The organism is Geobacillus sp. 46C-IIa, assembly GCF_014679505.1.
In the GTDB taxonomy this organism is placed as follows: domain Bacteria; phylum Bacillota; class Bacilli; order Bacillales; family Anoxybacillaceae; genus Geobacillus.
The window spans coordinates 3023768-3038704 of record NZ_CP061474.1 but is presented as its reverse complement, the minus strand read 5'-3'; the positions used below and the strand labels follow the sequence as shown (position 1 = coordinate 3038704).

8 protein-coding genes and 1 riboswitch are annotated in these 14937 nt (G+C 55.1%); of the genes, 5 read left to right on the top strand and 3 right to left on the bottom strand.

Annotation, left to right across the window (positions count from 1 at the left end):
- Nucleotides 1-8: 8 nt before the first annotated feature.
- The 3 genes from IC803_RS15275 to IC803_RS15265 all read right to left on the bottom strand — a co-directional run bounded on the left by IC803_RS15275 (nucleotide 9) and on the right by IC803_RS15265 (nucleotide 6554).
- Nucleotides 9-2015, bottom strand: coding sequence for an IucA/IucC family protein (locus IC803_RS15275; protein WP_158083293.1), 2007 nt, complete (start codon nucleotides 2013-2015; stop codon nucleotides 9-11).
- Between the two features lie 5 nt (nucleotides 2016-2020).
- Nucleotides 2021-3943, bottom strand: a complete 1923-nt coding sequence (locus IC803_RS15270) for an IucA/IucC family protein (RefSeq protein ID WP_081209758.1) — start codon at nucleotides 3941-3943, stop codon at nucleotides 2021-2023.
- A 226-nt stretch (nucleotides 3944-4169) separates the two neighbouring features.
- On the bottom strand, nucleotides 4170-6554 hold the full coding sequence (locus IC803_RS15265) for a M14 family zinc carboxypeptidase (protein ID WP_081209756.1): 2385 nt from the start codon (nucleotides 6552-6554) through the stop codon (nucleotides 4170-4172).
- A 207-nt stretch (nucleotides 6555-6761) separates the two neighbouring features.
- Between IC803_RS15265 and IC803_RS15260 the strand changes: the two genes are divergently transcribed.
- The 5 genes from IC803_RS15260 (at nucleotide 6762) to IC803_RS15240 (ending at nucleotide 14860) form a co-directional block, all read left to right on the top strand.
- Nucleotides 6762-8015, top strand: coding sequence for a methyl-accepting chemotaxis protein (locus tag IC803_RS15260; protein WP_081209754.1), 1254 nt, complete (start codon nucleotides 6762-6764; stop codon nucleotides 8013-8015).
- 104 nt (nucleotides 8016-8119) lie between these two features.
- A riboswitch (TPP riboswitch) is annotated at nucleotides 8120-8233 on the top strand.
- Between the two features lie 158 nt (nucleotides 8234-8391).
- Nucleotides 8392-10083, top strand: coding sequence for a phosphomethylpyrimidine synthase ThiC (gene thiC, locus IC803_RS15255; protein ID WP_081209752.1), 1692 nt, complete (start codon nucleotides 8392-8394; stop codon nucleotides 10081-10083).
- A 366-nt stretch (nucleotides 10084-10449) separates the two neighbouring features.
- Nucleotides 10450-11625, top strand: a complete 1176-nt coding sequence (locus tag IC803_RS15250) for an aminotransferase class I/II-fold pyridoxal phosphate-dependent enzyme (protein ID WP_081209750.1) — start codon at nucleotides 10450-10452, stop codon at nucleotides 11623-11625.
- Entirely contained in the window at nucleotides 11622-13262 is a 1641-nt protein-coding gene (locus tag IC803_RS15245; protein WP_081209748.1) for a thiamine pyrophosphate-dependent enzyme, read from the top strand. The genes IC803_RS15250 and IC803_RS15245 overlap by 4 nt, the downstream gene beginning before the upstream one ends.
- A 116-nt stretch (nucleotides 13263-13378) precedes the next feature.
- On the top strand, nucleotides 13379-14860 hold the full coding sequence (locus IC803_RS15240) for an aldehyde dehydrogenase family protein (RefSeq protein WP_081209745.1): 1482 nt from the start codon (nucleotides 13379-13381) through the stop codon (nucleotides 14858-14860).
- Nucleotides 14861-14937 lie beyond the last annotated feature (77 nt).

The following is a 14937-nucleotide window of genomic DNA, read 5'->3' as shown; positions in this document are numbered from 1 at the left end:
AATTCCCCTTATCGGCTTATTGCTAGCGGATTCGGCACGGAAACGAAACAATATGTCTTCGCCTCTGGCTGCAGCCGCATTTTTGTCAGCGCCTTATGGTCGACGAACGGCCGGTATAAAGCTTCGCGGTCTTCGTCCACCGCTAACGTTAGGCTCGGATCTTTCGCCAATTCGGCAAACACCGCATCACATTGGCGGCGGACGCACGCCCAGCCTTGTTCCTCAGCGATGCCCCATCGGCGGCTGATGTGCCGGATGATTTCCCCAAGCTGATTTTGAAAGACCGTATAAAACACTTTGTTTTGCGCTTCACGCAAATCGTCGGTGACGGTGATCGATTCCGGCCGGACATCGATCTCGAGCCCTTGGCGCTCAAGGCGCGGCCGGTACAGGCGGATGCCGCCCCAGTCGCGAAACAGCAATTTGACCGGTTTTCCTTGTCGAAAGACAGGAATCGTATTTTGTAAATGTCCTTCGAGTCCGATGCCGTATTTGACAAGCAGCGTCAAAAAGCCGCGGACGGCGATGGCGGCGTACTCGTGAAGAAAGGAAAGCGCCGCTTCGTGGGACGATGGCTGGCCGCACCCGCGGCCGTACGCTTCGATGATCTCCACGATGATCGGCTGGCCGCTAAATGGAGATGGGGCATATAAGGAGGTGCCGGCAATGGCGACTTCCCCTTCGCCGATGAAACGGTCCATCCCTTCACGATAAATGACCGATAAGTTCCGTGCTTTTTTTGGGTCTTCCGAGCGGAACGAGCAGCCGCCGATTTCACAAACGGGAAGAAAGAGGCCGGACAATATGTTTTCCCTTTCCATAATCGTGCGAAACAACCGGCTGTACGCCGCGCCGTTGTTGGCCGACTGGGGTGAAATGGACCTGACCGTCGAGGTCATTTGGCTATGGACGGCGGTTTTTATATACAACGGCGCTTCTTTCGCCAAAACGGTCCGGAATGAGGCGGTCGCCTGCGCCGGGATCGTTGCCCCTTCGATCAGCCAAAGGCGGCCGTCGCGCAGTTCCTCACGGTAGGTGTCAGGAATGATATGCTCGTATTGCCAAGGGTGGACAGGTACGAGCACATAGTCTTCCAGCCTCTTGTTCGCTTGCCGAAAGCGTTCTGCAACCAGGCCGCGTAGCGCCGGAAAATGGTCGAGCAAGAAGGTGTTCGGATCCTCGTATCCGTCAAAATGGAACTCGCACAAATTGCGTCGGACGGCGACGATCTGCAGCTGCGGTCGACCGCCAAACTCCGCCGAGTAGGCAAACACATCCTCCGCAGACATCGGCAGCTTCGTTTTGGCGCTTGGATGGAGATGATGCCCTTCAATGCAAAGCTGTTCGAAAAACAGTGTCGGGCAAAATGACGGGTCGCTCCGCCGCTGTTCAATGTAGGCAAACAAGTCGTCAGCTTCCGTCCGCATCATCCGGCAAGTTTCCTCAAAGTGCCAATAGGCAAGCGCCAAGTTGGCGGTTCCGTTTTCCAATTCTTTCGCCAGCTGTGCCCATGCGTGTTCCTCGCCGGCCGCTTTGATGCACGGCGCTAGCACGGAAAGAAGGGAAACGGCGTCTTGGACCGTTTGAATGCCGTTTCTAACCCAAATGATTTCTTCACCGACGTCGCATTGGCGGAAAGCGGATTCGCCGTGGATCGGGATCAGCAAACATTGGCCGGGGGCAACGGGGAACAATTTATACATGATCCCTTCCTGCAAATGGGCGGCCGGCAGCTGGCGGACGACCGGTTCCCATTCCGGCGTCAGCCCGTGCCAGTTCGTGAGATACACTGAGCCGATCACTTGCAAGTTGTAGGAATGGGAGTATAGACCGAATACGTCCTCCCGCAGCAACGCGGCGACAGTTCGTTGCAACATCGTTGTTCGCGCCCGCTCGACATGGCGGAAGTAGGCAGGAAGCCGGTCAGGGAACCGTTTCCGGATGAATTGTGCACATTCTTGCTCGTGCGGATAAAGCGTCATAGGAGCCGCCGGGGCGAATAAACGGGTGCTCATCGTTCTCATTCCTCCCTTTTCCATTTGGCCAGCGGATTGGCCGTTTCAATGAAATGGTTGCGAAGATCGTCCGTTAAGCGCATAGCGACGAGCGCTTTCATCGGCAGCACCGGGGAAAATAGCGCTTCGCGATCTTGTTTGACCTGTTCTTTGCTTTCGCTGTCGCAGGCGAGCAAAGCGAACGCCTCTTCGATCACGTCGGCCAGCGTCTGCCAAAAGAGCGGTTCCTCAACAGAGAATGTGCGAGACAAGCAGGCGATCAGCTCGCCAAGATGGTTGTGAATGACAGCATGGGTGAATGTGTGCTGCAGCTCGGCGATATCCGCTGTCACAATGCTTGACGGTGCGAGCTCATCGAGCGGGTAGCGATGGCGTCCGAAACGACCGGAATGAAGGCGAATGCCCCCTAAATCGCGAACTTGCATCGCTTGAGGCACACCGCGGCGAAAGACAGGGACGCTGTTTTGCAAGTGGGCTTCGAGACTGATTCCGTACTTGCATAAAAGAACGAGCAACGGCGGAATGAGCGTTTCCGCATATTGACGAAAAAATGACAAAGCCGCTTCACGCATGGAGCTTGCCGCTTGATCTTCCGCATATTCCTCGACAAGTTCGGCCGCCACGGGTTTGTTGCTTAGGAAAGACGGAGAAAGAAGCGCCACGGCCGGCAGCGCGATCTCCCCTTCGTTCAGGCCGCGTTCCGGATTGTCCCGGACGATGGCCGAGAGCTGTTTGCCCAGAGCCGCTGCCTCCTCGTCCGTTCGGCCGCGAGGCAAGAAGCAGATGCCTGCCTTTTCACTGACGATCCGAAAGCGGGGAGTGAGCCGTTCTTTTGTGAGTACATCGGCCAGCCATGCCGATAATCGCGGCCCATTGGCTGCCGCCGCCGGGGATACAATGCGGATGGCGCTTGTCATTTGCACGTTGACCGGCGTTTTCAAATGATCGCCGGAAACGCCGGGGATCATAAACGTCCGCACGGAAACGAGCGGATAAGCAGGCAGTATGCCGCCATCGATCGGAACGATGGTTTGTGCGGCCAGCTCGTTTTGGAAACGCTGTTGGATGACGTGCTTCCATTGCCATGGATGAACAGGGATGACGTCGTATTCGCATTCAGACAGGCCGTATGCCCGCAACGCGTTTTGTACAACGGACTGCAACGTTTCATCTTGTTCGTAAACCCAATTCGCCATCCGTTCATAGGAAAAGGAAACGAAGCGGCAATGGCTGCGGCGCACCGCCAGCAAGGGAAGAGCGACGTTCGCTTCCCATTCCGGTGAATAGTCAATCATATCTTGGACACTAAAGCCAAGCCTTGTTTTGGCGCACGGGTGCAACGTATGCCCGTCAATGACCGCCTGTTCGTAAAAGACGAGCGGACTGAACGGCCGCGGCTGAGCGCGCACCCACTCGAACGAAGACGAGTACGTTGATCCGTATGTATCGCGCCATCGACAGCGTCGCCGCTCGGCCGCGGCTTGGACAAGCGCGTCATTAATCACGCTGTTGGCGATTTCGGCGCAAAATCCGCTCCAGTTTGGCGCGAAGCCGATGAGCCCTTCGCTCCGAAGAAGCTCAAGCAGCTCCAAAGGAGAGGAGAGGGGGTTTCGCTCCTTTCCGTCGAGCAGCCAAAGATGCGTGACGACAAATTGACCGAGGCTGAACCGTTCGGCTACTGCCGCGTTGATCTGTTTTATCCCGGAGAGTGGGATGAAAAGTTCCCATTCTTCCCCGGCGCGCTTCCAGATGACCCGTTCAGGGGGAATGAGCCGTTCGCGAATGAGCGCCTGCAGCAGCCGGCCGGCGATGCGCCGCCGGCTATTTGGCAAAATAGACCAAAACAAACGGGCCAGCGGCGGGTCAATCGTTTGTAAAGACTGATATGTTTTCTCTTCCTCATCAAGAAAGAGGCTGATCGAATGCAATGGGACCCCTCCATTTGATAACGATTATCAATTTCGATAAAAATCATAATACAAATGATTATCATTTTCAACATGGAACAAAAAAATGGTCCTTCCGTACAAGGGGAGGAAGCGGGCAGTAAGAAAAACCGACTAGTTCGTTCGATTGGATGGCCGATCATCAGGCGATTTTGTTGCAGTACAAAAGTGAAAACGGGGGCCCCATTGTCGAAGCCCCCGTTTTGGATCATATCGATTTGTTTTCCCAGATGGCGTTCGCCAGCAGGCGGAACAGGTAGTCAGTATGGTCACGGAATCCAGCTTCAAGCCCGATCAACGTGACGTCGGCGTTTCGTTCGCGGACAATGACAGCCGCCCCTTGGGCAGCATCGCGGTTTTTCCAATGCCCGGCGACGAAGAAGCCTGAATCGTTCATCAATGTCGCTTCGATGATATCATTGCCCGTATTTGTATACCATACCGGGCGGTACACAAAGCCGATGTCGCCTTGGCCGTAGCCGACGGTTGTCCCTGTGCCGCTGTAGTTGACACGGACGATGCCGTTGCTGTTTGAGCCGCCGATATGAATCGTGTCATCGGTGAGGCCGAGCGTGTAGGTCGCTCTTGACGCTCCAGCGCCGACAGCGATATATTTGCCGCCATGTTGGACAAATGCGGTGACGTTTGCTTTGAAGGCGTGGTACTGCTCTTCGCTTTGCAAGCCAAACTCTTTATTCGCGGCACTCAATTTGAAAGAAATCAAGTTTTCCGTGCCACTGTAAATAAAGACGTCAAATCCATCAAGACCGTTTGCGGCCACTTCGACAGGCGTCAATTCAGTCACTTGGAAGCCGAGGCGCTGCAGCGCCAGCTTCGTGCCGGAATGGGATTGCTGCTTATTCATCCCGCCGTCCTTCAACAGGGCGATGCGGACGCTTGTAATCGGTTCGGCATCAGCCGGAACAGCGGCGGTAGAAATATGCAGTCCCGATTCTTTCACAGCTGCTGCGATGCGGTTGGCCGGCGCTTCCACATAGAAGTTTCCGCGCTCATCGCGTTTGACGGCAATGCCTTGTTGCAACAGCGTATTCACGAGACGGACGGCGCTGACCGAGCTGTTCGGAATGAGGTATGGGCCTTTCCCGGTTAACGACCCTTGCACTTGGACGTTTCCTACGTTTGTCGCTGGGACGTTCACCTTCTCGTTAACAGGGATGGCCGCAAATCCCCATAATTCCGGCAAACTCCATGCCGAGATGTCATACATCGCCGGCGTATCGTCCGTGATGTCTTCGCCATCCCAAAGCATCGTGTTGGCTAAGCCCGCTTTTGCCTGATCCATCGGAACGATGTACGTCCCTTTCGGATACGTTGTCCCGCCTACGGTAAACGGCTGCGCCGCCTGCTTCACTTCAATGTCGTTGCGGAGCAGATGTTCAACCGCTTTTAACGTGACGGTCGGATCAGTTTCATCGACCGGCAAAATATAGGCGTTCGGGAAAAAGCCTTGCGGATGATGCGGATGGTTGAACGTAATTCCGCGTTTAAACATTTCAATTTGGTCGATGATCATTTCTTGCTTATGTTCAACAGCGAATTTCAACGCGCCCATAATCGCGTTGTATTGCCAGCGCACGCCGTCCCAATCGTTAGTTGGCGCTTCGAGCGTATGACCGTAAGCGCCATGGTACATGGCGTACATAGGCGTGAAAATCGGCGGATAGTCATCCCAGCCGGCTGCATCGTCTCGATACGGGATATAGACGCCTTCCATCGATTTGTACAGTTCGCCTTGATAAGAGGCTTTGTCGGCCAGAATTTCCGCTTCCATCGCTTTTGCCTGCTCGAGCGCCCATTTGATGTACAAGTCATATTCATAGTTCGGGTTATGCGGCGGCGTGCAAGGTTCGATCAGCCCTTGCAGGTTTGGCCCATAGTTTTTGACATACCCGTGCGTATCAAGGAAGACCATCGGATTCCATTCTTTGATTAATTCTACTGTTTCCCGCGTTTCCGGTTGCGACTGGGTGATAAAATCGCGGTTCAAGTCGATTCCCGCGCCGTTAAACCGCGTCGCCTGCACGCGCCCGTCCGGGTTTTGCACGACGTTAAAAATGAGGACGGTGTTCGCTAAAATTTGTTTCGTCACGTGATCGTTTTGTGTGGCGAACCGTTCCATCAGTTGAAGAATGGCGTCCGTACCGACAAATTCAGTCCCATGGATCGAACCGTTGATCATGATCGGCACTTTGAAGTCTTCGTTGTTCGCCAACCATTCTTGCGCTTTGCCCGGGTTTTTGAACATTTGCTTCCGAAGCGCCTGAATTTTGCCGAATTTGCCGCGCGTCGACGGGTCGGCAATCGTGACGACATAAAGCGGATAACCATTCGCTGATGTTCCCCTCACTTCCACTTTGACGCGGTTCGACCGCTTTTCGATTTCTTTCAGTTTGGCGCCGATTTGTGAAAACTTGACAAAGTCATAGTTTTCTTGGTTAAACAAGCTTCCGTTTTGTTCTTCAAACGCATTGACGTTCGTCCATTTGACCGGCTCGGCTTGCGCAGCTGTCCAAGGGGAAAAGGCCAGCAAACCAACGGCAAGCGCCCCGCCAATCATTTTCTTTTTATCCATGAATGATCCTCCATTCTATTGATCTAGCAAATGAATATTTATAAGATAATTGTTATTTTAATACAATTCCTTTTTGCTGGCAATACAAATTTTATTTCAAGCTGTCGGAGCGGGCACAAAGAAGGAAAATAAATGTGTGCTGACGAATATGTCAATGTGATAGTAATAGTAAAAAGTTTTTGGACGATAGAAAAGGGGGAAAACAGTTTGTCGTTAAGCGCTTATATCATTCGCACGATGTTCGTCGTCATTCCTGGCACAGCGGCGATCAGCCTTGCGATATGCCTGGCCAACAGCATTCGCGGGGCGGCGTTTTGGTGGACATTGGCTGGTACATTGCTGTTTGGCGCGATTGTCGGCTTCATTTCGGCAACGCTCAATTACCGACGGTTTGTTGCTCCGATCGCCGTTATTAACAAATATTTAGACAAGATGACAGGCGGGGACTTAACGGTGCGCGTGCCGCTTGACAAGGTGCAGCAGCTGCGGCCGATTGCCGCATCGTTAAACGATATGGCGGACGCTTGGCAAGAGGTAATTGGCCGCATTCAACACCATGCCGACGAAGTGTCGCAGTTTTCCGGCCAGCTGGCTACGGTCGCTGACCAGACGACGAGAGCGACAGAACAAATTGCGGCAACGATGGAAAGGCTCGCTGCCGACGCGGAAGAGCAGGCGGATGCGTCCCGCGGTACAGCGGCATCGGTCAATGACATTTCCCAAACGCTCGTTGACGTTGCCCACCGCACGAAAGAAGTGGCATACAGCGCCCAAGAAACGGCGGCAAAGGCAGAGGCTGGCAAGCAGTCCGTGACGCAAATGGCTGAGCAAATGCAATTCATTTACGACCACGTTCAATCGCTCGGCCAAGTCGTCAAAGGGCTCGGGGAGCGCTCGAATGAGATCGGGCAAATTACGGAAGCGATCACGGGCATCGCGTCACAGACGAATTTGCTGGCGCTCAATGCGGCGATCGAGGCGGCGCGCGCCGGCGAACAAGGGAAAGGGTTCGCCGTTGTCGCCGGCGAGGTGCGGAAACTGGCGGAACAGTCCGCACGCTCAGCGCAGCAAATTTCCGCTCTCATTGGCTACATTCAAGAAGAGACGAAGCAGGCGATCGCCTCGACGGAGCGGGTCGTCGCCGAAGTGGCGCAAGGATTGGACGTCGTCGCTGCCGCCGGTCAGTCGTTTGCCGATATTCGCGGAGCGGTCAGTCAAGTAAGCGAACAAATTGGACAAGTATCGTCCGCGATTGAACAAATGACGGGCCATGCCCGCCAGGTGGATGAGTCGCTCCAACAAATGACCCAAATCGTTGAACAGTCAGCCGCTAGCGCTGCCAATGTATCGGCAGCAACCCAAGAACAAATGGCCTCTGTCGAGGAAATCGCCTCTTCGTCGACATCGCTCGGCCAGATGGCGGGCGAGATGCGGGCGATGCTAAAGCAATTTTCAGTATGAGTAGAGAAAAAGTGTGTTTGTAAAGCTACGGCATGGAACAAAATGGTTTGCGCATTTGCCTGTTGTGCAGTAAAATAAAAAAAGTCAGTCATCATTGTCATACGCTTATCTGCTAGGGGAGTCCGAGAGCCGGGCTGAGAAAAGAACGCGATGAAGTTCTTTGACCCTTCGAACCTGATCTGGGTCATGCCAGCGTAGGGAAGCAGGCAGCGGGAACAGATGGACGCTTAGGCTGTTCATTTGGCCTTTTTGCCTTGATCGGGTTCCGTTTTGCGGGACCCGTTTTTGCATATCAACGCCCTCTGTTTTTGCCTCTCTTTTTGCTGGTGCGGCTTCAGGTCAACCAAACCTATCCATATTTAAGGAGGAAAGCCGCATGGAGAACATCCGCTCGTTTATGTCGTTTCCAGCCAGCCGAAAGGTGTACATTGAAGGGTCGCGTCCGGACGTGCGCGTGCCGATGAGAGAAATCGCGTTGTCGCCGACGAAAACGCCGCAAGGAGAGGTAGAAAACAAACCGGTGCGCGTCTATGATACAACCGGTCCATACACGGATCCTGATTTTGAACCGAATGTAGAAAAAGGATTGCCGCTTCTTCGCCGCAACTGGATTGTTGAGCGCGGCGATGTCGAAGAAACGGAGCCGCAGGCAACCGGCAGCCGTGCGTCGTCGCTTCCGTTTGTACGACGTCCGCTGCGGGCGAAGCCGGGAAAAGTGGTAACGCAAATGCATTACGCCAAAAAAGGAATCATTACACCGGAAATGGAATTTGTCGCGATTCGCGAGCAAATTGATCCGGAAATCGTTCGCCAGGAGGTTGCCGCTGGCCGAGCGATCATTCCTGCGAATATTAATCATCCAGAAAGCGAACCGATGATCATCGGCCGCCGTTTTCATGTGAAAATTAACGCCAATATCGGCAACTCGGCCGTTTCTTCCTCGATTGAGAATGAAGTGGAAAAACTGCTCTGGGCAGTGCGCTGGGGCGCCGATACGGTGATGGATTTATCGACCGGGAAACACATTCACGAAACGCGTGAATACATTCTCCGCAATTCGCCGGTTCCAATCGGAACAGTGCCGATTTATCAGGCGCTTGAGAAAGTGGGCGGCGCGCCGGAGAAGTTGACATGGAACGTGTACCGCGAGACGTTGATTGAGCAGGCTGAACAAGGGGTCGACTACATGACGATTCACGCCGGCGTGCGGCTTCATTACATTCCGCTCACCGTCAACCGGACGACCGGCATCGTCTCGCGCGGCGGTTCGATCATCGCTCAGTGGTGTTTGGCCCATCATAAAGAAAACTTCTTATATACGCATTTTGAAGAAATATGCGAGATTTTGAAACAATATGATGTCGCCATTTCGCTCGGTGACGGCTTGCGGCCGGGCTCCATTGCCGATGCAAACGACGAAGCGCAGTTTGCCGAACTCGAGACGCTCGGCGAGCTGACGAACATCGCCTGGGAGCATGACGTGCAAGTGATGATCGAAGGGCCGGGGCATATTCCGATGCAGAAAATCCGCGAAAACGTCGAGCGGGAACAAGAGCTTTGCCATGGGGCGCCGTTTTACACGTTAGGGCCGCTTGTCACCGACATCGCGCCGGGATACGACCACATTACATCAGCGATTGGCGCCGCGATCATCGGCGCCTACGGGACGGCTATGCTTTGCTATGTGACGCCGAAAGAACATTTAGGGTTGCCCAATAAAGAGGACGTGCGCGCCGGAGTCGTTACGTATAAAATCGCCGCCCATGCCGCTGACTTGGCGAAAGGGCATCCGGCCGCCCAGCAGCGCGACGATGCGCTCTCAAAAGCGCGCTTTGAGTTTCGCTGGAACGACCAGTTCCACTTATCGCTCGATCCGGAGCGGGCCCGGGAGTACCATGATGAAACATTGCCGGCTGAGGCGGCGAAAACCGCCCACTTTTGTTCGATGTGCGGGCCGAAATTTTGTTCGATGAACATTTCGCACGAGCTGCAACGGAAAATCAAAGAAGAAGGAATGAAAGAAAAGGCGAACGAATTTGTGCGCAGCGGTTCGTCGCTCTATCGGTAAGAAGAGGCTGCATATGTGTGCCGGGCGTGACTAGGCGCCCGGTTTTTCTTTTGGATATTATGCCTGTACAGCGTTAGCGTGAAAAGAAAGGCAGGAAAAGCGCGGTGAAAGAGAATTCATTCGCCTCGATCGATATTCTAATTGTTTCAAATGAATAATAAAATGGTTTACAAGAGGAGAAGAGCTAGACAAGACAAATGATACGTGCCCAATAAAGCAACGGTTCCAGCGATCAGAGAAACCATTCGCTAAACAGACGTGTTCGAACGATGGCGAGGGATGATCCGGCTTCAGTCGGCATCGAACGCCCTGCCGTTTGTCTGTCCCGCGCCCCAAACAATCGAATCGAAGGGGGGAGAGGCTGCGATGAAGATGGCTTCCGACTTAGTGAGAGGAATGCCGCCGTATTTGTTTTCCGCCTTTGAGCGCAAAAAGGCCGAGCTGGCGCAAAAAGGCATTGATGTCATCGACTTAGGCATCGGCGCGCCAGATTTGCCGCCGCCGCCGTTTCTTATTGAGGCGATGAAGCGCGAGCTTGACGACCCGCGCAATTATACGTATTCTCCGTATGCTGGCTGCCGCGAATATCGCGAAGCCGTCGCCGACTTTTATGAGCGGCAGTATGGCGTCAAGCTTGATCCGGATACCGAAGTGCTCGCTTTGATCGGCTCAAAAGAAGGCATTGTCCATCTATTGCAGGCGCTGATCGATCCGGGGGATGCGGTGCTCGTTCCGAATCCGGGCTATCCGGTGTATCGCACCGCTATTCACCTTGCCCGCGGCACGCCGATCGATTTGCCGCTCGACGCCGATTGCGACTACGCACCACAATTTTCCGCTATTGATCCGTCCACATACGACCGAGTCAACATCATGCTGTTAAACTATCCAAGCAATCCAACAGCATCACTAGCCGCCATCGATGTTTTCATCGAAGCAGTCACGCTGGCCAAAAAACACCGTTTTTTCATCGCTCATGATTCAGCTTATTCATTGTTGACATTCGGTGACGCCTCTGCCCCAAGCGTGCTGCAAGTCGATGGTGCCAAAGAAGTTGCCGTCGAATTTGGTTCCTTGTCGAAAAGCTATAACATGGCTGGTTGCCGCATCGGTTATATCGTTGGCAATCAAGAGGCCATTCGGGCGCTTTCTATCTTAAAAAGCAATATCGATACGTGTCAGTTTCTAGCGGTGCAAAAGGCAGCAGCCGCTGCATTGCGGGGAGGGATCGAAGCCGCAAAAGAGAACAGCCGCATTTATGAAGAGCGGATGAAGGCCATGACGGCCGCGCTTTGGCAAATGGGCGTGCCCGTCCGGCCGCTGCGGGCGACGTTTTTCCTTTGGGTGCCGACGGCGGTTGGCTACTCTGCCGCTGAGTTTGCCGCCCGGCTGCTTGATGAGGCTGGGGTGATCGTGACACCAGGGACGGCGTTTGGTTCAGCAGGGGAAGGGTATGTGCGCATATCGCTCGCCGCCCCGACGGAACGGCTGCTCGAAGCCGCCCGGCGCTGGAAGGCGATTGACTGGGAGGGACGGCCATGAAAAAGCGGATCGTGCGCGGCCTTTCTGTCCCGCAGGCGATTATCGAATGTGTAAAACAAGAGCGTATTTCTCATTTGTTTGGTGTTCCGGGAGAAAGTTATTTGCCGCTGTTGGATGCGTTGTACGATGAACCGACGCTCCAATTCATTTCTGCCCGCCATGAAGGCGGAGCGGCGTTTATGGCTGAGGCGTATGCGAAAGCGTCCGGCAAACCGGGTGTTGTCCTAGCGACGCGCGGGGTCGGCGCGGCCAATTTGGCGATCGGGGTTCATACAGCACGTCAAGATTCGACGCCGCTTGTCGTCCTGTTAGGACAAGTGCACCGCCGATTCCGCGGCCGTGAAGGCTTTCAAGAGGTAGAACTAGACGAATGGTTTCGTCCGCTTGCGAAGTGGGCAGTCGAGATCACCGACCCTGAGCGCGTTCCAGAACTCGTGCAACGGGCGTTTCGGGTGGCGAAAACGGGACGGCCCGGGCCGGTGGTTGTCTCGATTCCGGAAGATGTGTTTACGGCAACGGTCGCTGAGGCGGTGTTGCTGGCGATGGATGCGCCGTGCCCCGCTCCGGCGGATGATGAGGTGAAGCGGATCGAAGCGGCGCTCGCCGCTGCCCGCCGGCCGCTCATTGTCGCTGGCGGCGGGGTGAAGCGGGCGCGCGCTGAGCAGGCGCTGCGCCGCGTTGCTGAACAATATTCTCTTCCGGTCGCTGCCGCGTTTCGCCGCCATGACGTGTTTCCCCATGACCACCGGCTTTATGTCGGCCACCTCGGCCTTGGCGCACCAGCGGCCGTTGTTGAGACGGCCAAGCAGGCGGATCTTATTTTGGCGATCGGCACGCGGTTATCGGAAGTGACGACGCAAGATTACACATGGCCGCTGCCGCATCAGACGCTCATCCATATCGATATCGACGAGGAGGCGCTCGGCAAAGTGTTTTCCGCGGACGTCGCTGTCGCAGCCGACGCCCGTGAAGCATTGTGCGCGCTGTCAGGGCGGCAGATCGTCCCATCATGGAATGAATGGGTCTTGGCGCGCCGGCGCGCCTATGAGGAAACAGCAAGACGGCCGCAGCCGCCGCGAAACGTGCAAGAAGCCATCATCGCCGAGCTGCAAGCGCAGCTGCCGGATGACGGTGTCATTACGAACGATGCCGGTAATTTTGCCGGCTGGCTGCACACGTTTTTCTCGTTCAAGGAACAGCATCTGTATATCGGCCCGACATCAGGTGCGATGGGGTACGGGCTGCCGGCCGCCATTGGCGCAAAGCTTGTTCATCCAGAGCGGCCGGTCGTTTCGTTATCAGGCGATGGCGGGTTTCTCATGACGGCGGCCGAACTGGAGACCGCGTCCCGTTATGGCGTCCCGGTCATCAGCCTCGTGTTTAACAATCGGATGTATGGAACGATTCGTATGTACCAAGAGCTTCAGTTCCCTGGACGGGTGGTCGGCAGCGGACTGGGCGCAGTATCATTTGCGAAATTGGCTATGGCGTTAGGCGCCAACGGCGTTACGGTGGGGACGGTCGATGAGTTTGCCGCTGCGTTTAAGCAGGCGCTTGCCGCGGCGAAACCGACTGTGATTGAGGTGATGACAGAACCGGAACAATTGTCCGTTACGATGAGACTGCCGGACAGATGAAAGCGGTTGAGCAGAGTTTTCGCATGGGGGCCGATTGAGATCACGAACAATGTGATGAAAAGGACAAATGTGGCAAAGCACCTGTACAGCGAACCAATAGGCAAAGGAGGATGGTTATGAAAGCGTTGAATTTTATTAATGGAAAATGGCAACCCGCTTTAAGCGGGCAATGGGCGCCGGTGGTGAATCCGGCAAACGGGGAAACGATCGGGGAAGCGGCATTATCGGCAGCGGCTGATGTCGATGCCGCCGTTCAAGCGGCGAAAGCGGCGCAAAAAAAATGGGCGCTCGTGCCGGCGCCAAAACGGGCCGATGTGTTATATAAAGTCGGTTTGTTGTTAAAGGAGCGAAAGGAACAGCTTGCCCGGCTGCTGACGATGGAAATGGGGAAAGTGATCGAAGAGGCGCGCGGCGAAGTGCAAGAAGGCATCGATATGGCGTTTTACATGGCGGGAGAGGGGCGGCGGTTGTTCGGCGATACGACTCCGTCCGAGCTGAAAGACAAGTTTGCCATGAGCGTCCGCGTGCCGGTCGGGGTTGTCGGCATCATCACTCCATGGAATTTTCCGATTGCCATCGCGACGTGGAAGTCGTTTCCGGCCATCGTCGCCGGCAACGCCGTCGTCTGGAAGCCGGCGCTTGAAACGCCGTTTATGGCGCGCGAGCTGGCGGCGATTTTCACTGAAGCCGGTCTGCCGGATGGCGTGTTTAACGTCGTTCACGGCGATGGCCCGACGGCAGGAAACGCGCTTGTTGAGCATCCGGACGTGCCGGTCATTTCGTTTACCGGCTCGAATGACGTCGGCCGCCAGATTGCTGAGAAATGCGGCCGCCTGTTGAAAAAAGTATCGCTTGAAATGGGCGGGAAAAACGCAGTGATCGTTATGGATGACGCCGATTTGACATTGGCGGTCGACGGCATTGTTTGGAGCGCATTCGGCACATCGGGGCAGCGGTGCACGGCGTGCAGCCGGGTCATTGTCCATGAGCGGGTGAAACAAGAGCTCGAGCGGCGCCTGCTTGAAGCGGTGAAGACGCTGAAAATCGGCGACGGGCTGGACGAAACGGTCAAAGTCGGTCCGGTCATCCATGAAGAAGCGCTGCAAAAAATCGACCGCTACGTGCACATCGGCCGGGAAGAAGGAGCGAAACTGCTCGTCGGCGGCCACATCTTGCGCGAGGGGGACTACGCGCGCGGCTTTTATTACGCGCCGACGATTTTCACCGATGTCACGCCCGATATGCGCATCGCCCGCGAAGAAATTTTCGGTCCGGTTGTGTCGATCATTTCCGTCCGCAGTTTGGACGAAGCGATCGCCGTGAACAACGGTGTCGACTACGGGTTGTCAAGCGCTATTTTCACCCGTGACGTCAACAACGTGTTCCGGGCGATGCGCGATTTGGATACGGGCATTGTGTATGTCAACGCAGGGACAACGGGGGCAGAAATTCATTTGCCGTTCGGCGGCACGAAAGGAACAGGCAACGGCCACCGCGATTCCGGCGTCGCTGCGCTGGATGTGTTTACCGAATGGCGAAGCATTTATGTCGACTTCAGCGGCAAGCTGCAACGAGCACAAATCGATACGGGTGATTGAACCGGCCTGTCGCCTCTATGGTTGATGAACGAGAAGTGAACATACGTGATGGATGAACACAGTGGCCGAACAGGCAA

Coding starts and splice junctions, on each gene's coding strand:
- IC803_RS15240 (WP_081209745.1), top strand. CDS start 13,379: ATGAAAGCGTTGAATTTTATTAATGGAAAATGGCAACCCGCTTTAAGC.
- IC803_RS15265 (WP_081209756.1), bottom strand. CDS start 6,554: ATGGATAAAAAGAAAATGATTGGCGGGGCGCTTGCCGTTGGTTTGCTG.
- thiC (WP_081209752.1), top strand. CDS start 8,392: ATGGAGAACATCCGCTCGTTTATGTCGTTTCCAGCCAGCCGAAAGGTG.
- IC803_RS15245 (WP_081209748.1), top strand. CDS start 11,622: ATGAAAAAGCGGATCGTGCGCGGCCTTTCTGTCCCGCAGGCGATTATC.
- IC803_RS15275 (WP_158083293.1), bottom strand. CDS start 2,015: ATGAGCACCCGTTTATTCGCCCCGGCGGCTCCTATGACGCTTTATCCG.
- IC803_RS15250 (WP_081209750.1), top strand. CDS start 10,450: ATGAAGATGGCTTCCGACTTAGTGAGAGGAATGCCGCCGTATTTGTTT.